Source organism: Streptomyces sp. SN-593 (genome assembly GCF_016756395.1).
GTDB lineage: Bacteria > Actinomycetota > Actinomycetes > Streptomycetales > Streptomycetaceae > Actinacidiphila > Actinacidiphila reveromycinica.
In genome coordinates this window covers 7,545,443-7,567,375 of the sequence record NZ_AP018365.1, presented here as the reverse complement: position 1 = coordinate 7,567,375, position 21,933 = coordinate 7,545,443, and the positions used below count along the sequence as shown (strand labels likewise).

Below are 21,933 nucleotides of genomic sequence, written 5' to 3'. Positions count from 1 at the left end.
GCATGCCGGGTTGCGTGCGGGCGTACTGGATCGGGTGCCGTGCGGACCGGGGGTGGAGGCCCCGGCCCGCACGGCGGCGCGGTGGCGCTGGATCACTGGGTGACGGACCACACGAAGGTGGCCGAACCGGACGCTCCTCTCGGGTCCTTGGCCGTCACGGTCACCGTGTAGGTCCCGGCGGTGGTGCCGGAGCCGGAGACGGCGCCGTTCGACGCGATGCCGACGCCGGGCGGCAGCCCGGTCGCGGTGAAGGTGGGCGGCTGCGAGGTGTCGGAGTCGACCCCCTGCACGGTGAACGACACCGCCTTGCCCTTCGGGCTGCTGTAGCCGTGCGGGTTGACCACGCCGACCGTCTCGGCACCCGCCACACCCGAGTTGGGGGTGACGTTCGCACTGACGGCGGTGTTGGCCAGCGACACGCCGGCGGCCGAGGCGCCCGCGGCGACCTGCCCGGTCAGCGTGTGCGCCAGGCTGGTCGAGCCGGACAGCGGCAGGCTGGCGGACGAGTCCCCGACCTTGATCGTGTACGTGCCCGCGGCCGCCTCCCACTGGTTGTCCGCCGCCGACCATGACGCCAGGTCGTGGACGGTGAGCGGGAAGGTGACCGTGGCGCTCTGCCCCGGGTCCAGCGAGACCCGCTGGAAGCCCGCCAGTTGCTCCGGCGGGTCCTGGCTCGCGGCCGGGTCGCCCACGTACAACTGGGCCACGTCCGCGCCCGCCACCGACCCGGTGTTGGTGATCTTCGCGGTCGCCGTGGCCGTGCCGTCGGCGCCGAAGCCCCCCACGCTCAGGTCGGAGAAGGAGAACTTCGTGTACGACAGGCCGAAGCCGAACGGGAAGGCGGGCGTGATGTTCTGCGACTGGTACCACCGGTAGCCGATGTCCACGCCCTCGCTGTAGACCGGCCCGGTCGGGGTGCCCGGCCACTGCGCGGTGGTCTGCGCCGGGACCTGTCCCAGGCTGCTCGGGAAGGTGACCGGCAGCTTGCCCGAGGGGTTGGCGGTACCGAAGATCAGCGCGGCCGTGGCGGCGCCGGTCCCCCCTCCGCCGTACCAGTTCTCGAACACGCCCGCGACCTTGTTCAGCCACGGCATGACCACCGGCGAGCCGCTGTTGATCACCACGACGGTGTTCGGGTTCACCGCCGCCACGTCGTTGATCATCGTCTCGTCCGCGCTGGACAGGTCGAGGGTGGCCAGGTCGCTCTCCTCGCCCTCCGGGGCGCTGACGTAGACGATCGCGTCGGTGGCGGCCCTGGCCGCGTCGACGGCCTGCGGGATGTTGGCGGTCCCGTTGTCGTCACCGGCGGTGTAGGTGACCTTGACGTTCGGGCCCACCGCGTTCTGGACGCCGGTCAGCGGCCAGACGGTGTTGGCGCTGGTGACCCCGCCGCTGCCGCCGCCGGCGAGTTCGACCGCGGCGCCGCCGTCGGTGCCGATGACCGCGACGGACCCGGTCATGTTCGGGTTGAGCGGCAGCAGGCCGTTGTTCTTCAGCAGCACGGTGCCCTCCTCACCGAGCTTCAGCGCGGTCTGCTGGTGCGCCTGCGTGGTGACGGTGGCGGAGAGCGACCCGCTCGGCGCGTTGTCGAACAGGCCGAAGGCGAACATCTGGGTCAGGATGCGGGCCACCACGGCGTTCACGGTCGCCTGCTTCAGCGTCCCGGCCGCGAGGGCGGCGGAGACGTCGCTCGCGTCGGAGAACGGCATCGCCACGTCCATGCCGCCCTGGGCGTCCGCGACGGCGTTGCCCGCGGCTCCCCAGTCGGAGACGATGAAGCCGCCGTAGTCGGCCTGCTGGTCGAGCCCGCGCTGGAGCATCTGCGCGCTCGCGCAGGAGGGCGCGCCGTTGACCACGGCGTACGAGCACATCATCGAGCCCGGCGCGGACTGCTCGGCGGCGGCCTGGAAGGGCGCCAGGTACAGCTCTTCGAGCGCCTTCTGGCTGACCGTCTCGTTGTTCCCGCCGTTGGGGTACTGCTCCTGGTCGTAGGCGGCGGCGTGCTTGACCTCGGCCATCACGCCCTGGCTCTGCAGGCCCCGGACCTCCGCCGAGGTGATCTGGCCCGCCAGGTACGGGTCCTCGCCGTACGTCTCGTAGGTCCGGCCCCAGCGCGGGTCGCGCACCAGGTTCGTCGTCGGGCCGAGCGCGACGTTCGCGCCCTTGCCGGCGAACTCGGCGCCCTTGGCCGCGCCCTCCTGCTGGATCAGCGCCGGGTCCCAGGTCGCGGCGGCGTTCTCGCCGTCGGGGAAGGCCGTGACGCCGCCGTTCCCGTCACCGACCCCGGACGGGCCGTCCTCCAGGTTCAGCGCCGGGATGCACAGGTTCGGGATGCCCCCGACCTGGCCGATGTACGACGAACTGCCGTCGCCGGACAGCAGCGTGACCTCCTCGGCCCGGTTCATGGTGGTGAGCACCTGCTGCACCCGATCGGCGACCGGCGCGGTGGAGCCGACCCACGGGCAGGTCCCGTTGCCGCCGTTGCCGTTGCCGCCGGTGACCGGCGGGGTGGTGGTCAGGCCGTAGACGTCGAACTCGAAGATCGAGTCGCCGAACTGCGTGGCGCGCGCCGTGGCGTAGACCCGGATGTAGCGGGAGGTCGTGGCGAAGGTCAGCGCGTCGGTGCCGCCGTCCCCGGACGTCGTGGAGTAGACCGAGGTCCAGTCGGTGCCGTTGCCGGAGACCTGGACCTGGTAGGCGGAGGCGTACGCGGCCTCCCAGAGCAGGTCCGCGCCGCAGATCTGCTGCGCGGAGCCGAGGTCGACCTCCAGCCACTGCGGGTCGGCGGCACCGCTGGACCACCGGGTGCCGGGGTTGCCGTCGGTGGCGCCGGTCGCCGGGTAGGCCGTCGCGTCCTGCGTCGAGGAGGCCGTGGTCGGCTGGTCCAGGGCGAGGTCGTCGGTGCCGCAGTAGGTGGTGGGGCCGGTGCCGCCGGTCCCCCCCGAGCCACCCGTGCCACCCGTGCCACCCGTGCCCCCACCGGTGGTCCCGCCGTCGCCGCCCTGGGCGAAGGTCATGGCGTGGAAGTTCCACCCGTTGGTGTCCTGGTCGACGGTGAGCGTCTGCCGGCCGGCCGGCAGGGTGACGTCGGCGGTGACGGTGGTCCAGGTCTCGTAGTCGCCGGTGTTCGGAGCGGCGACCTTGCCGGTCAGGTCGGCGCCGGAGGCGTCGGCGACGTGCAGCGCGTCGGTGATCCCGTACGGCGAGGCCAGCCGGAACCCGATCGTGTAGTTCCCGGCGGTGGCGACGTCCACGGTGTACCGGAACCACTGGCCCGGCGTGGTCCAACCCATGTCGTAGGCACCGCCGGCCGCGCTGGTGCCCTGCGTGTCCTGGGTGGCCTCCAGGTCCACCCCGTCGGTGCGGTAGCCGTTGGCGCTGCCGTTCGCGGACAGCACGTGGTAGGCGACGCCCTCGCCGCCGGTGTCGTAGTTGGCGGCCTCGACCGTGCCGGGGACGGCCGCCGGGGTGCCGCCGAAGGCACCGCTGCCGGCCGCCTGGGCCGAGGTGAACACGCCGGCGCCGGCCAGTGACAGGCCGAGCAGGGCCATCACCACGACCAGCGCGCGGGCGGTGGGGCTGCGGTGCGGCGGCCGGCGGAACGGCCTGTGGCGCAGGGGCTGTCGGTGGGCGGAGCGCTGGCGCGGGAGCAGCCGGCGGCGCGGCCGTCTCGACCTGCCGTGATCGGGTTCCGGTGGCCGCGGGAGCGGGAGGAGCCTCATTGCGTTCCCTTCAGTTGCCTGTTCCGCTTCGGCGGTGCCGTGCCGCTCGGCCGGTTGGCGGGTGGCTCGGTGGGCGGGCCGGGGCGCGGCGGCGCGAGGGGGCGCGGAAGGCGGCCCGACGCGCCGAACGCCGTCCCGTCAACCGTGGAGTGGGGGGGTTCCGAGGCGGGTGGGGGAGTTCGGAGAGCGCTCTCCAAGATGCGGGCAGGGGTTCGGCCGCGTCAAGCGTCTGCGACGGATCGGCGAAGTCGATCACCGCGGCCGGCCGGGGCCCGGGTCATACGGCCAGGGGCGGGCGGGGGGCGGGCGGGCCACGAGCGTGCGGCGGTGCCGCCGGGCGGGTTCGCCCGGCGGCACCGCCGGTGGGGGTCCGGGTCAGGTGGTCCGGACCCGGTTCGGGATCAGATGTTCCAGACCTGGAACTCCGAGAGCTGGCCGGCCGGCCAGCCGGTGTTCGCCGTGAAGTTCAGCCGGAAGTAGCGCTGGCTGGTCGCGGGGAACGAGAGGGTGACGGTGTTGGACGAGGTCGGCGTGAAGCTGTAGCTCGCCGACGCCTTCAGGGTGGTGAAGGTGGAGCCGTCGGTGCTCGCGGTCAGCGAGACCGTCTGGCTGCGGGCGGCCCAGGAGGCCGGGAGCTGGAGCACCACCCGGCTGGCGCTCTGCGCCGAACCGAGGTCCACCTGGACCCACTGCGGGAAGGCGTTGTTGGCGCTCTCCCAGTAGGTGTCCTGGCTGCCGTCCGTCACGTTGGACGCCGGGTACACGTCGGTGTGGCTGGACTCGGTGGCCGTCTTGTGCAGCGCCAGGTTGGCGCTCACCGTGCCGGTCCCGGTGCCGGACAGCGGGACCGTGGTCGGGCTGTTGGACGCGCTGCCGGTCACCGTGAGGGTGCCGGTGCGGGCGCCGGTCGTGGTCGGCTTGAAGGTGACGCTCACGGTGCAGTTGGCGCCGGCGGCGATGGAGCTGCCGCAGGTGTTGGTCTGCGCGAAGTCACCGGAGACGGCGATCGAGGAGACCGACGCCGCCGCGGAGCCGCCGTTGGTGAGGGTGACGGTCTGCGGGCTGCTGCTGATGCCCGGGGCCACGCTGCCGAAGCTCAGCGAGACCGGGCTGGCCGCCAGGGTCGCCGAGGCGGGCGGGGTGGTGCCGCCGCTGCCGCTGGGGAAGACCTCCAGGTCGGAGAGCTGCGCCGCGCTCCACCCGGTGTTGGCGGTGACGTTGACCCGGACGTAGCGCGCGGTGGCGGAGTTGAAGGTGATCGTCACCGTGTTGCCGGTGGCGGGGTCGAAGGTGTGCGCGGCCGAGGCGGCCAGCGTGGAGAAGGTGGAGCCGTCCGTGGAGCCCTGCACGGACAGGGTCTCGCTGCGGGCCGCCCACGCGGTGGCCGGCGGGAGCTTGAGGACGACCTTGTTGACGCCGTAGTTCGCACCGAGGTCGACCTGGGCCCACTGCGGGAAGGAGTCGGCGACCGACTCCCAGTAGGTGGACGCGTCGGCGTCGGTGACGTTCCCCGCGACGTACGGGGCGTTGCTGCTGCTCGCGGTGGCGGGACGGCCGGCCGCGATGTTGGTGGTGGAGTCGATGCCGGTGCCGGTCAGGGCGACGGTGGTCGGGCTGTTGTTGGCGTTGCTGGCCACGCTCAGGGTGCCGGTGCGGGCGCCGCCCGTGGTCGGCTTGAACGTGACGTTGACGGTGCAGGACGCGCCCACGGCGACGGTGGCGCAGTTGTTGGTCTGCGCGAAGTCGCCGGTGGCCGTGACGCCCGAGACCGTCGCGGCGGTGGTGCCGGAGTTGGTGACGGTGACGGCCTGGGCGGCGGTGGTGGAGCCGACGACCGTGCCCGCGAAGGACAGACCGCCCGGAGTGGCGCCGAGCACCGGGCCGGGCGCGGTGCCGGTGCCGGTCAGGGTGACGGTGTTGGTGACACCGCCGGCGGCGACGGTCAGCGTTCCGGTGCGGGCACCGGTCGCGGTCGGGCTGAACTTGACACTGACCGTGCACGAGCCGTTCGCGGCGATGGAGCTGCCGCAGGTGTTGGTCTGCGCGAAGTCGCCGGAGGCGGCGATCGAGGAGACCGCCGCGGCCGCGCCGGTCGGGTTGGAGACGGTCACGCTCTGCGCGGCGCTGGTGGCGCCGTTGGCGACCGAACCGAAGGACAGCGCGCTGGGGCTGGCGGTGACGCCGGACGGCGGGTACGGCGGGAAGACCGGGGTCGGCCACGGGCCGCAGACAGGGGTGCCGTCGATGCCGGAGTTGCCGCCGCCGTCGGTGACCGCGAAGTTGCCGCCCTCGCAGCTGTAGACCGGCGAGGGGGCGCCGACGCCGGTGGCGGTGACGTTCGTGAACTTCGCGGCGCCGCCGGTCTGCTCCTGGAGCGCGAAGGTGCCGGTGCCGGCGATGGTCACGTTGCTGAGGTTGACCCCGCTCACCGTGCCCTCGACCCACTGCACGGCCTCGTACGGGCTCTGCTCGATCAGGGCGTTGGAGACGTTGATCGGGCCGGTGATGGCGCCCTGGCTGCCGTCGAACCACAGCGCGCCCACGCCGAACTGCCAGTTCGGGTCGAGGCTGCCGTCGCGGATCATGGTGTTGTTGCTGATCGTGGTGGTGCCGACCGGCGTGGAGGTGAAGCGCTGGCCGACGTGGATGCCGCCGCCCTGGGCGAGTCCGGTGTCCTGGACCAGGTTGCCGGTGACGGTGTTGTCGTGGCCGCCGTAGATCGCGATGCCGTTGGCCAGCGTCTGGAACTGGACGGTGTTGTTCGAGATCGTGTCGTTCGCGTCGGCGCCGAGCGCGGAGTCCGCCCAGGTGGCGATGCCGTCGTCACCGGTGTTGCGGATGTCGCTGCCGGTCACGGTCGAGTTGGTCACCCCGCCGTGGAAGTTGATGCCGTCGGCGGTGGTGTCGCGGATGCGCATCCCGCTGAAGGTCAGCTTGTCCATCGGGCCGTCCATCCAGGCCCCGACCTTCATGTGGTCGATCCAGACGTCCGCGACCGACGAGTTGCTCATCGCGCCGCCGATCCCGTTCACCTGCGCGTTGTCGTCCCGCTCCTGCACGTCGCCGAAGATCGCGAAGTCCTTCAGGTGGACGTTCGTGCTCGGCGCCCCGCCGGTCCCGTAGGTGCCGTAGAAGCCGGGGGCGGCACCGGTGACGGTGGAGTACCACATGCCCGCGCCCGCGATGGTGACGTTGTTGACGCTGATGTGGCCCGGGATCTTGTACGTGCCCGACGGGATCCACACGGTGCCGCCCGAACCGGCCGCGGCGATCGCGGCGTTGAACGCGGCTGTGGAGTCGGCCGCGCCGCTGGAGTCGGCGCCCGTGCTGGTCACCGAGACGGAGCCGGCCGGCTGCGGGAGCGCGGCGCCGACCTGCTCGAAGTCGGCGAAGTCCAGGGTGTAGGAGGAGGCGGTGTCGCCGGCGTCGACCTGGAACTTGAAGGTCGTACCGGCCGGGTAGGTCTGGCCGAACAGCCGGTGCGCCTCGTCGTAGAAGTGGTGCTGGTTGGTGCCCGGCGAGTTGGTGAACGGGTAGCTGCCGTAGTACCAGGAGTAGGCGTTCGTCAGCGTGAAGTCCGGCTGCTTCGTGCCGTTGACGTACAGCGACAGCGGCGCGGTGTACACCGAACCGCTCGCGGTGTCGGGGATGCTGTAGCGGAAGTCGATGGAGTTCGTCGCCACCGGCGTGGTGAAGGTGACGTACTTCCCGGAGCCCTGGAGCGTCACCGCCTTGCGCTGCGACGCCTCGTCGGCGAGGTTGCCCGCGGCGTAACTCGGGCCGATCACGGTGCCGTTGGTGGCGGAGTTCTCCGCCTGCACCTCGGTGTAGGGGAGGTTCGCGCCACTGCCGCCGGTGGCGGCGGCCGCCGTGGCCGCGACCGCGGGCTGGAAGGCGAGACCGAGCACGCCGCCCGCGGCGAGCACCGCGGTGGTGCCTCCGACCGCGACCACGCGTCTGAGACTTCGCAACCGTCTGAACACGTCTTGTTCCTTTCGACACGTGCAGCCGGACCGGCACACCACGGCGCGAGCACTGCCGGGTGGGGGCCGGGGGCGTGAACGAGCTGGGACGAGGGGGTGGGCAGGGGGGAAAGACGCCCGCGCGCCACCGCAGTTCGGTGGCGACGCAGGGGACCGTAACCCCTCCGACACATCGCCGCAATATCCAGATCTGTTTTCGTTGAATCTCGACTTTTACTTGCAAGATTGAGTGTGATCATTTGAGCAACTCCCGTCCGCGGCACCGCGGTCGGCGGGGTGCGCGGCGGCGGCGTGCCGACGGCGTGCCGGGAGCGTTTCGCCCGCTTGCCCGGCGTCACGTTCACGTGAAAACAGCCAGGCCGGAGCGGTTCGCGCCATTGACAGGCGGCATCGCAGTGATTGTCATGGACACCAATCGAGACCGTGCTCCCAGGGCGTGTCCGCGGTCCCGGACGAGGAGGTCAGTTCGCACCGTGGCACACGAAGCCGCAGGCGCCCCGCCGGCCTACCGCCCGTGCCCGGCCCTGCCCGCCCGCACCGGCGGCGGCCCGGTGCGGCGCCCCCGCGCCGCACCGACCGGACGCGAGGCGCTGCTGGAGGAGGGGTGGCAACGCCTCGGGCTGGACGGCGGGTTGCTGCTGCACGGCCCGGCCGGGATCGGCAAGTCGGTGGTGCTCGACGCGCTCGCCGCGCGTGCCGCCGACGCCGGCGCCACCGTCCTGCGCTGCTCCCCCGCCCCCGCGGACACCGCCCTGCCCTACCTGGGCGTGATCGACCTCTTCGCCCGGGTACCGGAGGACGTGGTGCGGGCCCTGCCGTCCGGGCCGCGCACCGCGCTGCGCACCGCCCTGCTGCGCGGCCACGGCCCGGTCGGTCCGTACGGCGGGCTCGCGGTGCGGCTGGCCGTCCTGGAGGCGCTGCGGCTGCTCGCCGCGCGGGCACCGGTCGTGCTGGTGGTGGACGGCCTGCAGTGGCTGGACGCGCCGAGCACGGAGGTGCTGGCGTTCGCCGCGCGGCGGCTGGACGGCGCCGACGTGCGGATCGCCGCGACCGAGCGGGTGGCCGGGGACGGACCGCCGGCCCGCGCCCGCTGCTGCCCGGCCGGGGCCGCCCAGGTCCCCGTGCCCCCGCTGGACGACGACGACGTCACGCTGCTGCTGCTCGCCGCGGGGGTGACCCTCCCGCCGTCCGCGCTGCGCGGGGTGCTGCACGCCGCCGCCGGAAACCCGCTGTACGCATTGGCGTTGGGCCGCGACGCGCTGCGAGCGGGCGGTCCCCCGGTGTCCGACGGCCACCTGCCGGTGCCACCTGAGCTGCGCGCGCTGGTTCTCGACCGGGTCCGCGCGCTGCCCGAGCCGGACCGCTCCGTCCTGCTGCTCGCCGCGTCGGCCGCCCGGCCCACCCTCGCCCTGCTGCGGTCGGCGGCCGGCACCGACGCCACCGCGGCGGCGCTCGACGCGGCGGAGCGGTGCGGGGCGGTGTCCTGCGACGCGTCCGGCACGGTGCGCTTCTGCCACCCGCTGCTGCCGGCCGCGCTGTGCGCGGACGCCTCGGGGCCCGCCCGGCGCCGCGCCCACGCGCTGCTGGCCGGCACGGTCGGCGATCCCGTGGACGCCGCACGCCACCTGGCGCTGGCCCACCCGCAGGAGGACGAGGCCACCGCCCGCGGGGTGATGGCCGCCGCGCGCACCGCGCGGGAGCGCGGCGACGCCGCCACCGCCGCCGAACTGGCCGCGCTCGCCGCCGGCCGGACCCCCGCCGACCGCGTCGAGGCGCACGACCGGCGCCTGCTGGCCGCGGCCGGGTTCGCGTGCGACGCCGGCCACCGCGAGGAGTCCGAACGGATCGCGCAGAGCGTCCTGGACACCTCCGCGTCGGCGCCCGGGCGGGTCGCGGCCCGGCTGGTGCTGCTGCGCAACGCCGGCCAGGCGCTGCGCGCCAAGGGCCCGCTGATCACCGACGGGTTGCGGGAGGCGGCCGGGGACCGGGCTCTGGAGGCGAAGCTCTACGACTGGGCCGCCCTGCGCGGGCTGCTGTGCGGCGAGTTGGCGCAGGCGGCCGAGCACGCGCTGCTCGCGGCCGGCCGCGCCGCGGCCGTCGGCGACACCGGCACCGAGGTCGACGCGCTGTCCACCCTGGCCCGGGTGCGCGCGCTGACCGGCGAACCGGCCGCCGCCGAGGCCGCGTTGGACCAGGCGCTGGCCCGCGCCGACCACGGGCCGCGTAGCTGGGGCATCCAGCGGATGCGGGCGATCCTGACCCTCGACTCCGACCGGGTCGCCTCCGCGCGGGAGCAGGTGCTCGCGCTGCTGGACGCCACCGGCGGCGCGGCCGACGTGGAGCAGGACGTGGCGTCGCTGGTCGCCCTCACCCGGGTCCAGGTGCGGGCCGGCGAGTGCCGGGAGGCGCTGCGCACCGCGGAGCACTGCGCCCGGGTGGTCGCCGAGGCCGGGCTGGTGTCGGCGCCGGCGCTCTACGCGGCGGCGCTCGCCGCGACGTTCGGCGGCGACACGCAGGACGCGTGCCGGCTCGCGAGGGAGGCCGTGGCCGCCTCCGAGGCCGACGGCGACCAGCTCTTCCTGCTGCGCGCCCTCGCGGCGCTCGGGCAGGCCGAACTCTTCGCGGGCGACCGCCGGCGCGCCGCCCGGGCCGTCGAGCCGCTGCGCCGGGCGCTGGAGATCGGCGCGGCGATGGGCGCCGCGGACCCGCCGCTGCTGTGCTGGCACGCCGACCTCGCCGAGGCCCTGGTGACCGCGGGTGAGACCGACGCGGCCGCGACGGTGCTCGGGCAGGCACGCGCGTGCGTGACCGGACCGGTGCCCGGCAGCGTGCTGGCGTCGCTGGAGCGCACCGAGGGGCTGCTGGCGGCCGCCACCGGGCACGCCAAGGAGGGGGCGGTGCGCCTGCGTTCGTCGGCGCAGCGGCTGCGCCGGCTGGAGCTGCCGGTGGAGCTGGTCCGGACGCTGACCGCGCTGGGCGCGGTGGAGCGCAGGGCCCGGCACCGGACCGCGGCCCGGGCGGCGCTCACCGAGGCGCTGGAGTGGGCGGAGCGCACCGGCGCGGTGCCACTGGCCGCGCGCGCCGGGGACGAACTCGCCCGGGTGGGCGCGGTGGCGCGCGGCGCGGCGAGCGGGGTGAGCCTGACGCCGGCCGAGACGCGGGTCGCCGAACTCGTCCGCGGCGGCGCCACGAACCGCGAGGTGGCCGCGGAGCTGTTCATCAGCGTCAAGACGGTCGAAGGCACGCTGTCGCGGCTTTACCGGAAGTTCGGCGTCCGGTCCAGGACGGAACTGGCCCATGTGATGGCGTCCACGGCGGCGCGGCCGCAGTAGGCGCCGCCGCGGGTCGCTCCGCTTGGCACCGCGCCCCGGGTGCGCCTGCCCGCCGCACCCGCTCCGGCCTGGTGGTCCCACGCGGCCCGGCGCGGCGGCGCCCGGCCGCCGCCCCCACGCGCGCCCGCGGCCGCCCGCACACCGCCGGCACGCGGCATTCACCGATTCCTCACTTCCGCCACGGGAAACACATCGTTCACAGTCGTCGCAAGGGTTCCCACGCTTATGCGCGCGTCCCAGCCGCACCTAGCGTGGTGGTCGTCCCGATCCGGGCACCATCCCCCCTCCTGGAGGATCTTCGTGACGCTCCGTCTGAAACTGCTGGTCGCCGCCGCGACGCCGGCGCTGCTGGCAGCGGCCGTCCCGGCCGCGTACGCCGCCGCCCCGCAAGCGGACTCGGCCCGTACCTCCCTGTCCGGCGACGTCGTGCCGGGCCTGTCCTCGCACGCGGTGCGCACCGGCGACGTCGCGGCCGGAAAGCAGATATCCGTGGCCGTGAGCCTCACCACCCGGAACGAGGCGGCGCTCGACACCTTCATCGCCAAGGTCAGCGACCCCCACTCGTCGTCCTACGGCCACTACCTGACCAAGGCCCAGTTCGCCGCGCAGTACGGCCGCAGCGACGCCGACGTCAAGAAGGTCACCGACTACCTGCGCGCCCAGGGCCTGAAGGTCGGCAAGGTGCACTCCGGCAACCTGCTGGTCGACGCGACCGGCACCGCCGCCCAGCTTCAGAAGGCGTTCGGCACCACGCTGGCGAACTACCAGGACGGCTCCACCGGCCGCACCTTCTACGCCAACACCGCCGCGCCGTCGGTGCCCTTGTCGATCGCCTCGATCGTCGGCGACGTCTCCGGCCTCAACAACCGCGCGCTGCTGCACCACCAGGCCGCGTCGGTGACCCCGCACGCCGGCCCGGGCGGCGGCTACACCCCCGCGCAGATCAAGGGCGGTTACAACGTCTCCGGCGCCACCGGCAGCGGCCAGAAGGTCGCGCTGCTGGAGTTCGACGGCTTCCAGCAGGCCAACATCACCAAGTACGACAGCTACTACGGCCTCAGCTCGACCGCGCCCACCGTCAGCAAGGTGGACGGCGGCTCCGGCTCGCTGGGCGGCGGGCAGGTCGAGGTCGAACTCGACATCGAGGTGCTGAACGCGGTGGCCCCGGCCGCCAACGTCACCGTCTTCGAGGGCCCGAACTCCGACGCGGGCGAGGTCGACACCTACCAGGCGATCGTGGACAGCGGCATCCCCGTCACCTCGATCAGCTGGGGCGCCGCCGAGTCGCAGCGCACCGCCTCCAACATCAACGCCGTGGACGCCGTCTTCAAGCAGGGTGCGGCCGAGGGCCTGGGCTTCTTCGCGGCCTCCGGCGACGACGGCTCCGACGACGCGGGCACCGGCGGCAAGTCGGTCGACTACCCGGCGAGCGACCCCTACGTCACCGGCGTCGGCGGCACCACGCTGACGGTCACCTCCGCCAACGCCTGGAGCAAGGAGACCGCCTGGTCCGGCGGCGGCGGTGGCGTGTCCACCAAGTTCGCCATCCCGAGCTGGCAGACCTCGGTCCAGCAGAGCGCGGGCGGCGGCAAGCGCCAGGTGCCGGACGTCTCGGCGCTGGCCAACCCGAGCCCGGGTGTGTCCATCTACTCGCAGGGAAGCTGGGGCCAGGTCGGCGGCACCAGCACGGCCGCGCCCGAGTGGGCGGCGTTCGCGGCGCTCTACAACCAGCAGGCCACGGCGGCCGGCAAGGCCAAGCTCGGCTTCGCCAACCCGGCGCTCTACGCGGCGGCCGGCAGCGGCTTCCACGACATCACCAGCGGCAGCAACGGCGCCTACTCCGCCGCCAAGGGCTGGGACTTCGTGACGGGCTGGGGTTCGTACAACGCGGGCACCCTCTCCACCACGCTGCTGAACCAGTGATCCGACGGCCCCTCGGGCCGTGACCGCGCACCGGCCCGGACGGGGTGATCCCGTCCGGGCCGGTGCGCGCGGGGCGGGCCCCCGGCCCACAGGCCCAGGTGGCTACGGGGCCACGGGCCCAGGTGGCCACGGGGCTACGGGGCTACGGGGCTACGGGGCCGAGCGGATGCGCGGCTACGGCTTGCGGCCGATGGCCGCGTACACCGGGGTGCGGTCGTGGCCGGCCGGCTCCGGCCAGGGCATCGGCACCGCGAGCTCCGGGTGCCAGCGGGGCGCGACGACCAGTCCGGGCTCCACGAGGTCGAAGCCGTCGAAGAACCGCGCCACCTCCGCGTGCGAGCGCACCTGCGCCGGGGTGCCGCCGGCGCGGTAGACCTTGACCACCCCTTCGCCCCCCTCGGAGTCGAAGTCGCCGGTGACCTGGCTGATGGCGAGGTAACTCCCCGGCGCCAGCGCGTCGGTGAGCGTCCTGACGATCCCGTGCGGGTCGAACTCGTCGGATATGAAGTGCAGCAGCGCCACCATCGTCATGGCGACCGGCCGGCTCAGGTCCAGGTGGGCGCGGGCCGCCTGGAGGATCCTCTCCGGCTCCCGGACGTCGGCGTGCACGTAGGAGATCCGGCCCTCGGGGTCCTGCTCGGCGAGGCTCTCGGTGTAGCGCAGCACCGTCTTGCTGAAGTCCGTGCACAGGATGCGGGCCTCGGGCCGGGCCGCCCGGATGACCTGGTGGTAGTTGGGCTCGGTCGGGATGCCCGTGCCCACGTCGATGAACTGGTCGACGTCCGTCAGCTCGCCGAAGTAGCGGGCCATCCGCAGCAGCAGCATCCGGTTGATCCGGGCCGCCTCCTTGATGCCCGGGTAGGCGCGCTCGGCCGCGTCCACCCGCTCCCGGTCGATCTCGTAGTTGTCCTTGCCGCCGAGGATGTAGTCGTACATACGGGCCGAACTCGGTACGTTCTCCGCGTCGTCCGCGGTGCTGGCGCCGGTCGCCGGATCGTTCACTGCTGTCTCCCGGATGGGTGTCGGTACGGACGAGGGGGAAGTCGGGGCGGTCGGGGGGGCCGTGGGTCAGGGCACGTCGGCGCGGACCAGGAAGTCCGCGCCGCCCTCCTTGGCCGCGGCCACGAACTCCGCCACCGCCTCCGCCGGGAAGATCAGCGCCGGACCGTTCGGGTCGGTCGACTGGCGGACCGCGACCCGGCGGCCGGTCAGCACCTTGACCTCCACGCATGCCTCGCCGTTGGTGCCGCTCCACGGGCGGACCCAGCCATCGGCCCCCAGCGCGGCGGGGGCGTGGTCGACGTGTGTCGGGTTCATCGCAGGTACTCCTTGCGCAGGGCCTCCAGGAAGCCCTTGGTGCGTCGCCGTGCCAGTGCTCCGGTCATCAGGTGCTCGAACGTCGAGCGGTACAGCTCGACTTCGGCGCTCTCGTCCCGGTACGCGGTGCCCCGCAGGCTGTCGACGCACGCGATGTCGGGGAAGTCCGGGATCGGGAAGCGGAAGAGCGTGAACGGCCCGAACGCGCCCCGGTGCAGGCCGGCCGCGAACGGGTGCACCTGGAGTGCCACGTTCGGCAGGTCCGCGGTCTGCATCAGCCGCTCGATCTGCTCGGCCATCACCGCGCGGCTGCCGGCCGGCCGCCGGACCGCGGTCTCGTCGACGACCGCCCACAGGAACGGCGCGCCGTCCGGGCGGTTCAGCACGTTCTGCCGCTGGAGCCGCAGCGCGACCCGGCGGCGCACCGACTCGTCGGACTCGCGCGGGAAGCCGAGCCGGATGACCGCCTCGCAGTAGGCCGGGGTCTGCAGCAGCCCGGGCACCACCTGCGGTTCGTAGCTGCGGATCTGGGAGGCGGCGCTCTCCAGGCTGACGTAGACGCCGAACCGGCCGGGCAGCACGTCGCTGTAACCCTGCCACCAGCCGGACTCGTTGGCCTTGTCGACCAGTGTCAGGAAGTCCCGGGCCTCGGACCCGGTCACGCCGTACAGCTCCAGCAGCGCCTTGACGGTGGTGTAGTTGAGCGACGTCCTCGCACCCTCCAGCCGGGTGACGGTGGACTGCGCGACCCTGATGCGCTCGCCGGCCTGCGCCGCCGACAGCCCGGCGACCTCGCGCAGGTCCCGCAGCCTGCGGCCGAGCGAGATCTGCAACACCGTGGGAGCAGCCCGCCGTTCACTCACCGCGATGCGCCTTCCTCTTCGAACGTGCACCGGCCCCGCCGGCGAGTGCCGACCGTTCCCGCAGTGTGCCACGCGTCCGGGCATCGAGCACCCTGCATCATGCACATTGCCCCTTGCGGAGTGATTGGACGCACGCGCATAGTGAAGCCGTGACCCTTGCCGTGACGCCCCCTCAGATCGCCGCGCGCGGCCCGCGCGGCGTGCGGCGCCCAGCCGACGGGCGGCGCAGGGGCCGTGCCGGCGGGGCACTCCCACAGCGATCCGGAGACACCATGATCCCCACCGTCCACCCCGAAGTGCAGAAGACCGTCGAGCAACACCTCGAACAGGTCACGGGGGTGCGCGGCGCCCTGGTCGTCGCGGCCGACGGGCAGGCGCTGTGCGCCTACGAACTGGACGACAAGCGCGTCGAGTACTGGGCGGCCATGGGCGCCACGATGATGGGCGTCGCCCGGCGGGCCGCCGAGCACGCCGCGGGCGGCGGCATCCGGACGCTGGTGGTCGACATGCACGACGGGCGGATCGTGCTCGCCGAGACCGGTTCGGACAGCGTGCTGCTGGTGATAGCCGCGGCGGACTGCGCACTTGAGCCCGACGGAACGGAACTCGAAGTGCTCGGCGAGGAGTTGACGAAGATTCTCGGCACCGGCGCGGATACGGGCACGGGTGCCGGCGCGGATACGGGTACCGGTGCCGGGGCGAACACGGGTGCCGGGGCGGGCGCGTCGGGGGCCGGCGCGGACGCCCCCTCATGACGGAGCCGCGCCGGGCGGGCGGCCCGGGCCTGCGGGTGCTGCGCGTGTCCGCCGAGCGGCGCGACCTCCTCGGCCGCCCCTCCGGGCCGAACCCGCCCGCACCCCGCGGCCCGGAGGACGCGCACGGCTCCTGCGTCCGCGGCGAGCCGCGGGAGCGGACCGACCCCGGCGCGCCACCGTCTCGTCGGCTCCCCCCGGAGCAGCCCGCCCCGGCACCGTCCTGCCCTCCCCCCGCCTGCGCCGGGGGCGAGCCGACGGCCGCCCCGGCAGCCGGGCTCCGGGCGGGGCCCGGCCCAGGCGGGGTTCCCGGCGCGGCCGGGCTGCCCGGCGTGCCCGACCCGGGCGGGCTCCGCGGACTGCCCGGTGTACGCGAGGCGCCCGGCACCCGCCGGACCCCCGGCACCGGGACCGGGGTGGAGGACGGACCCGGCGCGCCCGGGCCGGACAGCGGACGCGCCGCTCCCCGGTCCGCCGACCAGGGCACCGGCTCGCCCGGAGCAGGCGCGGCGGGCGGCGCGCCCGGATCGCACGCGATGCCCTGCGGGGCCGGAGCGGCGGACAGGGCCGGCGCGGCGGGCGGGGCGGGCGAGGCGGAGGTGCGGGTGCCGGACGCGGACGGCGGTACGCACGGAGCCGTACGGCCGGCGGTCGGTGCCGTCGTCCTCGGCCTGGTCCTCCGGTCGTTGCGCCGCGGCCTGCCGTCCGGCGCCGAACCGGTGCGCAGCCGGGCCGACGCGGCGCGGTCCGTCGGCGTCAGCCCGCGCGCCATCACCCGGCTGGAGGGCGCGCTCGACGGCCACGGCGTGGACGCGGACGGCCGCCGCTCCCTGCTCGCGCGCTACGGCATGGCCGATCCCGGCGCCCGCGACGCGACCGCGCTGCTGCCGCACGCGCCCGATCCGGCGGTGCTCCACGACGGCGCGGCCGGCTGGCCGCACCGGCTCGCGGCCTGCGTCGGCAGCGCCGGGCGGGTGCGCACCTACGCCCTGACGGTGTTCCCGCGCGTGCTGTGGACGGCCGGCTACGCCCACGCGCTGCGCACCGCCCACCACCTGCCGGCCGACCGCTTCACGCCGTCGGCCCGGGTGCCCGACGGCGTGCCGGTGACCGCGATCCTGGACGAGATGGTGCTCTGCCACCTCTGGAACGTGGGGCTCGACCCCGCCGTGGCCGCCGCCCAACTCGACCACGTGCTCGGCCTGGTGGCGCGGGGGAGCCTGACCGTCCGGATGGTCGGCATGCACGCCCAGCCCACCGACGCCGCGATGCTGACCGAACTCGTCCGCGCGGGCGGCCGGCACCACCTCTTCGCCGAGGAGTTCGACGACTTCTCCGGCGCCCTCTACCGCGCCGCCTGCTCCCCCGGGCCGTATCCCGGCCTCCTCGACACCGCGGAGAGCCGCGCGATGTCCCCCGCCGACAGCCTCGCCGTCCTCGAAGCGGCCCGCCGCCAGGTCACCCCCACGTCGACCCCCCGCTGATCCGCACGCACGCTCACCCCCGCTCCTCCCGCCCGCCCCGGACCGCGGAGCCGGGCGCGCGGGCCGGAGATGCCTTCGCGCGGTCAGGCGATCCAGTGCTGGCGGCCGGCCGCGGCGGGCGGGGGAAGGCCGTCGGCAAGGGCGGCGGCCAACCGCCGCACCGCCTCACGCAGGGTGTCGGGCGGCGCGGTGTAGGGGATGCGCAGGCGCTGCTCGAAGATGCCGGGGTCGGTGGCGAAGTGGGCGCCGCCCTCGATCCGCACGCCGTGGTCGAGGACGCGTTCGGCCAGCGCCGAGGCGACCGGCGCGCCGAGGTCCACCCACAACGACAGCCCGCCGGGGGGCAGTTGCCACCTCCAGTGCGGAAGCTCCGCGGCCAGGGCGGCGGTGAGGGCGGCACGCTGCCCGCGCAGCCGGACGAGCCGGTCCGGCAGCGGGCCGCCGTCCGCGGCGGACAGCAGGTCGAGCGCGAGGAGTTGGTCGAGCACCGAGCCGCCCATGTCGGACGCGACGCGCTGCGCGGCCAGTTCGGTGACCAGCCGCGAGGGGGCGCGCAGCCACCCGACGCGCAGCCCGGCCCAGTGCGTCTTGCTCATCGAGCCGATGGTGACGACCTGGCCGGTGCCGCCGGCCGGGGCGTGTGAGGCGAACGGCGCGGGGGCCGGGACGTCCAGGGCGAGTTCGGTGAGCGTCTCGTCCACGACCAGCCAGGTGCCGGCGTGTTGGGCGGCCCGCAGCACGCGGGCCCGCTCTCCGGCGGGCATCAGGCACCCGGTGGGGTTGTGGAAGTCCGGGATCAGGTAGGCCAGTCGGGGAACCGCCTGGCGCAGCGTGGACGCCACGATCCCGGTGTCCCAGCCGGTGTCCGCCACCGGGACGGCGACGGTGCGCAGCCGGGCGCGGCGGATCGCCTCCAGCGCGTTCGGGTAGGACGGGTTCTCGACCGCGATCCGGTCGCCGGGCGCGGCCAGCAGCCCGAGCACCAGGGTCAGGGCGTGCTGGGCGCCGGAGGTCACCAGGACCTGGTCCGGGACGGTCGGCAGGCCGCGCCGGGTGAAGCGCTCGGCGACGACGGCCCGCAACTCCGGCAGGCCGTAGGGGTGGTAGCCAGGGGTGTGGGCGTGCTCGGCCAGCCGCGGCGCGACCCGGGCGAGGGCGTCCGCCAGGGTCTGCTCGGGCAGCCCGAGGGAGGCTCTGGCCAGGTCGATCGCGGCGCCGGGGAGCCCGAGGGCCCGGGTGACCCCGCTCGGGGCGCGGCCCTCGGGCAGCGCGGTCCAGGTGCCCGCGCCCTGCCGGCTGCGCGCGTGGCCGCTCTCCCGCAGCAGGTCGTACACGGCCGTGATGGTGGCGCGGCTCGTGCCGAGCGCCGCGGCCATTTCGCGCTCGGCGGGAAGCCGCACATGGAGGGCGATCCGCCCGTCGAGGATCAGTGCGCCGATGGCCCGTGCGAGGTGCCGGTAGGCCGGCCGGGAGCCCGCCGGATCGGGCAGCATCGCGGCCAGTTGCCGGCTTCCCAGGGTGCTCCCGCCGCGCCCCGCGCCGTCCACCGCTCGGGACGCCTCCGGGCTTCCCATACCATTTCCCCCCGATTGGCCATGTCTTCCAGGCCAATCACTCTACAGACTCGCCTCCAGCGACCCCGCTGCCACCCGCACCCCCTGGAGGCCACATGTCCGCGCCCGGCTCGCCCCAGCCCACGCAAGCGCCCGCGGCTCTCACCCCGCCCGCCTCCGCCGCGCCGCCCGCGCCCGCGCCCGTGCCCCGCACCGCGCCCCGCACCTTCCGCCGCGCCATGCCCCGCACCTCCCGCCGCGCCGCGGGCCGCCCCCGGATCGCCCTCCTGGACGCCGGGATCGGGCTGCTCGCGGCCGCCGCGGCGCTCCGGCGGCTGCGCCCCGACGCCGACCTCGTGCTCGCCTCCGACCCGGACGGGATGCCGTGGGCCCGCGCACCCCCGCCGACCTCGCCGCGCGTGCCATGGACGTCGCCGAGGCCGCGGCCGCGCACCGCCCGGACGCGCTGGTCGTGGCCTGCAACACCGCCACGGTGCACGCCCTCCCCGCACTGCGCGCCCGCTTCGAGCCGGAGTTGCCGGTGATCGGCACCGTGCCCGCGGTCAGGCCGGCCGCGGCGGGCGGCGGCCCGGTCGCGGTGTGGGCGACCCCCGCGACCACCGGCAGCCGCTACCAACGCGCGCTGATCGACACGTTCGCGGCCGACGTGGCCGTGACCGAGGTGTCCTGCCCCGGGCTGTCCGAGGCCGTGGAGCGCGCGGACGAGGAGGCCGTCGGGCGGGCGGTCGCCGCCGCGGTGGGACGGACCCCCGCCGAGGTAAGGGCCGTCGTCCTGGGATGCACCCACTACGAACTGGTCGCCGACCGCGTGTGCGCGGCGTTCCGGCGTTCCGGTCGGCCTCCGGTCGTGCCGTACGGCACCGCTGCGGCCGTCGCCGCCCAGGCGCTGCGCAGGATCGGCGCGCGGCCGGTGCCTGACTCCCCCGCCGTGGGCGGTCTGCGCGTGGTGCACAGCGGGCGCCCCGCCGCCCTGCCGGCCGCCGCGCTCGCGTACGCCGAGGGCCGCGCGGTCCACGCGGGCGCCGCCGTCACCGCCGCGCGGGCGACCGGAGAAGGAGCCGGTCGTGCCCGGTGAGGCACCGGAGCCGGCACCCGGAGCCGTACGGTCACCGCGCCGGCCGTGGCGGCGGGAGGCGGGTCGCGCACGTCCGGCGCCGGCGCTGGGATACGTCCCGCTGCGGTGCCACCCGTGGCGGCGGCTGCCCCAACTCCTGGTCGGGCTGGGGCTTTACGGGTTCGGGCTGTCCGCCATGGTGCGGGCTTCCCTGGGGGTCAATCCGTGGAGCGTGCTGTACGAGGGGGTGCAGCGGCACTGTCCGCTGAGCTTCGGCACGGTCAACGGGCTGGTCGGGGCGTTCGTGCTGCTGTTGTGGGTGCCGCTGCGGCAGCGGCCGACGCTCGGCACGGTGGCGAACGTCCTGGTCCTGTCGTTCGCCTCCGACCTCGGCCTCGCCCTGCTGCCCGCGCACCCCGGGCCGCCGGCCCGGGTCTGCCTGCTGTGCGGGGGCGTCCTGGTGAACGGGATGTCCCTGGCGGTCTACGTCGGCGCGCGGTTCGGGCCGGGCCCGCGGGACGGCCTGATGACCGGCGCCTCGGCGGCCACCAGCCGCTCCATCCGGTTCGTCCGGACCCTGATGGAGGTCACGGTGCTCGTCGTGGGCGTCCTGCTCGGCGGCGGCGTCGGCCCGGGCACGGTGCTGTACGCGGTCTCGATCGGTCCGATCGCCCAGGCACTGCTGCCGCGCTTCGCGTACCGGACGGCCGAGGACCGCCGCCGTGAGCAGGACGCACGCGACCGCGGTGGCCCCGCCGCCGGCGCCGGCGCCGGCGGGAAGGGCGGCAGGGGCGCGGGCAGGTGGGAGGGGGTCCCGGTCAGGTCCGGCCGGCTGCTTCCGACCCGGCACCGGCCGTGACGTCCGGCGCGGCGCCGTCCGCCGGGTCCGGCTCGGGCGCGGGCACGGTCTCGGAGGCGGGCGCGGTCTCGGAGGCGGGCTCCGGGGCGGCGCCTTCCGCCGTTCCTCCGGCGGGCCGGCCCGCGGAGGAGCCGCCGCCCGCCGCTGCGGCCGGGGCCTCGCCCGACCCCGGCTGCGCGGGAGGCGCCGCTCCCGCGGGCCCGGCGGCCGCCTTCCGGCGGCGCTCCTTCAGGTCCTGACGCAGCAGGATCCACCAGCCGACCGGGACCATGAGCGCGAACAGCCACCACTGGATCGCGTACGGCAGGTGCACGCCCTGCCCGACGACCGCCATGTCGGTACCGGTGTTGTCGCTGCCCGGGGCGCCGACCTGCTCGGCGGACTCGTCCTTGGTGAGCGGCGGGCTGGTCCTCACCAGTTCGAGGTAGCCGCTGAGCACCGGCTCGGGCAGCTTCTTCGCCTGCTCGGTGCTGTTGATCAGCATGAACTGGCGGGGCGGGAGGCCGCCCACGTCCCGGATGCCGCTGAGCCGGGAGGTCTCGTCCAGTTGGAGCCGGCCGGTGAGGGTGACCGTCCCGGTCGGGGTCTTCGGCACCGGGGGGAACGTCGCGGTGTCGTCGGCGGGCGCGACCCAGCCCCGGTTGACCAGCACCGCGTCGCCGTCGGCGGTGACCAGCGGGGTGATCAGGAAGAAGCCCTGGTCACCGTCGGCGTTGGTACGGCGCCTGACCACGAACTGGTGCGCCGGGTCGTAGTGCCCGGTGGCGGTCACCGGGCGGTACCGCAGGGAGGAGGAGACGTCCGCGCCCGGGTGGGTGAGGGTCTGGATCGGGACCGGCTTCGCGTGGACCGCCAGCGAGATGTGGTGGTTGCTGCGCTTGGTCTGCTCCCAGCGGTGGTACTGCCACAGGCCCAGCCGGCCCATGACCAGTATCAGGGCCACGAACAGGAGGGTCAGCAGGATCCAGCGGCGGGTGAACACGACGCGAAGCACAGGGCGACGGTACCCCTCGCCCTCCGACCGCCCGCACACCGGGGGCCGGTCGCCGCGGGGCGGGCCCGCACACCGG

The 21,933-nt window shown here is 74.9% G+C and carries 12 protein-coding genes and 1 pseudogene; 6 read left to right on the top strand and 7 right to left on the bottom strand.

Features of this window, described 5'->3' with window-relative positions; genetic code table 11:
* Positions 1 to 92 precede the first annotated feature (92 nt).
* Together RVR_RS32150 and RVR_RS32145 are read right to left on the bottom strand one after the other, a co-directional pair.
* A complete protein-coding gene (locus tag RVR_RS32150; RefSeq protein ID WP_202237421.1) occupies positions 93 to 3,722 on the bottom strand; it encodes a glycoside hydrolase family 3 C-terminal domain-containing protein in 3,630 nt (1,209 codons plus the stop codon).
* Positions 3,723 to 4,123: 401 nt separating this feature from the next.
* Positions 4,124 to 7,675 (bottom strand): choice-of-anchor D domain-containing protein, encoded by a 3,552-nt coding sequence (locus RVR_RS32145; protein ID WP_237405089.1) that lies wholly within the window; start codon positions 7,673 to 7,675, stop codon positions 4,124 to 4,126.
* A gap of 503 nt (positions 7,676 to 8,178) precedes the next feature.
* On the opposite strand from RVR_RS32145, the gene RVR_RS32140 reads away from it, so the two are divergent.
* The gene (locus RVR_RS32140; RefSeq protein WP_237405088.1) at positions 8,179 to 11,037 is read left to right on the top strand and encodes a helix-turn-helix transcriptional regulator; all 2,859 of its coding nucleotides are present in this window, start codon (positions 8,179 to 8,181) and stop codon (positions 11,035 to 11,037) included.
* Positions 11,038 to 11,337: 300 nt separating this feature from the next.
* On the top strand, positions 11,338 to 12,960 hold the full coding sequence (locus RVR_RS32135; protein ID WP_202237417.1) for a S53 family peptidase: 1,623 nt from the start codon (positions 11,338 to 11,340) through the stop codon (positions 12,958 to 12,960).
* Between the two features lie 174 nt (positions 12,961 to 13,134).
* On the opposite strand, the gene RVR_RS32130 is transcribed toward RVR_RS32135, so the two are convergent.
* The 3 genes from RVR_RS32130 to RVR_RS32120 all read right to left on the bottom strand — a co-directional run bounded on the left by RVR_RS32130 (position 13,135) and on the right by RVR_RS32120 (position 15,140).
* On the bottom strand, positions 13,135 to 13,962 hold the full coding sequence (locus RVR_RS32130; RefSeq protein ID WP_237405087.1) for an SAM-dependent methyltransferase: 828 nt from the start codon (positions 13,960 to 13,962) through the stop codon (positions 13,135 to 13,137).
* 66 nt (positions 13,963 to 14,028) lie between these two features.
* Complete coding sequence (locus RVR_RS32125; protein ID WP_202237406.1) at positions 14,029 to 14,277, bottom strand: DUF397 domain-containing protein; 249 nt, start codon at positions 14,275 to 14,277, stop codon at positions 14,029 to 14,031.
* Positions 14,274 to 15,140 carry a helix-turn-helix domain-containing protein gene (locus RVR_RS32120; protein WP_202237404.1) on the bottom strand — a complete coding sequence of 289 codons (867 nt, stop codon included), beginning with the start codon at positions 15,138 to 15,140 and terminating at the stop codon, positions 14,274 to 14,276. The genes RVR_RS32125 and RVR_RS32120 overlap by 4 nt, the downstream gene beginning before the upstream one ends.
* A gap of 272 nt (positions 15,141 to 15,412) precedes the next feature.
* Here RVR_RS32120 and RVR_RS32115 point away from each other — a divergent pair, with 272 nt between their 5' ends.
* Together RVR_RS32115 and RVR_RS32110 are read left to right on the top strand one after the other, a co-directional pair.
* Positions 15,413 to 15,895 (top strand): roadblock/LC7 domain-containing protein, encoded by a 483-nt coding sequence (locus RVR_RS32115; RefSeq protein ID WP_202237403.1) that lies wholly within the window; start codon positions 15,413 to 15,415, stop codon positions 15,893 to 15,895.
* Positions 15,892 to 17,376 carry a Scr1 family TA system antitoxin-like transcriptional regulator gene (locus tag RVR_RS32110; RefSeq protein ID WP_202237401.1) on the top strand — a complete coding sequence of 495 codons (1,485 nt, stop codon included), beginning with the start codon at positions 15,892 to 15,894 and terminating at the stop codon, positions 17,374 to 17,376. The genes RVR_RS32115 and RVR_RS32110 overlap by 4 nt, the downstream gene beginning before the upstream one ends.
* 83 nt (positions 17,377 to 17,459) lie before the next feature.
* On the opposite strand, the gene yczR is transcribed toward RVR_RS32110, so the two are convergent.
* Positions 17,460 to 18,950, bottom strand: a complete 1,491-nt coding sequence (gene yczR, locus RVR_RS32105) for a MocR-like transcription factor YczR (protein WP_202237399.1) — start codon at positions 18,948 to 18,950, stop codon at positions 17,460 to 17,462.
* Positions 18,951 to 19,168: 218 nt separating this feature from the next.
* On the opposite strand from yczR, the pseudogene RVR_RS32100 reads away from it, so the two are divergent.
* Positions 19,169 to 20,025, top strand: a pseudogene (locus RVR_RS32100) (glutamate racemase).
* Positions 20,015 to 20,863, top strand: coding sequence for a membrane protein YczE (yczE, locus tag RVR_RS32095; protein WP_202237397.1), 849 nt, complete (start codon positions 20,015 to 20,017; stop codon positions 20,861 to 20,863). Before RVR_RS32100 ends, yczE begins: the two are co-directional and overlap by 11 nt.
* Here the strand turns inward: yczE and RVR_RS32090 are convergent.
* Positions 20,823 to 21,857, bottom strand: coding sequence for an SURF1 family cytochrome oxidase biogenesis protein (locus RVR_RS32090; protein WP_237405086.1), 1,035 nt, complete (start codon positions 21,855 to 21,857; stop codon positions 20,823 to 20,825). The genes yczE and RVR_RS32090 overlap by 41 nt on opposite strands.
* Positions 21,858 to 21,933: the final 76 nt, after the last annotated feature.

Excerpts from the sequence above, each read along its gene's own strand:
- RVR_RS32110 (WP_202237401.1), top strand. The coding sequence starts at position 15,892 with ATGACGGAGCCGCGCCGGGCGGGCGGCCCGGGCCTGCGGGTGCTGCGC.
- RVR_RS32150 (WP_202237421.1), bottom strand. The coding sequence starts at position 3,722 with ATGAGGCTCCTCCCGCTCCCGCGGCCACCGGAACCCGATCACGGCAGG.
- yczR (WP_202237399.1), bottom strand. The coding sequence starts at position 18,950 with ATGGGAAGCCCGGAGGCGTCCCGAGCGGTGGACGGCGCGGGGCGCGGC.
- RVR_RS32125 (WP_202237406.1), bottom strand. The coding sequence starts at position 14,277 with ATGAACCCGACACACGTCGACCACGCCCCCGCCGCGCTGGGGGCCGAT.
- RVR_RS32115 (WP_202237403.1), top strand. The coding sequence starts at position 15,413 with ATGATCCCCACCGTCCACCCCGAAGTGCAGAAGACCGTCGAGCAACAC.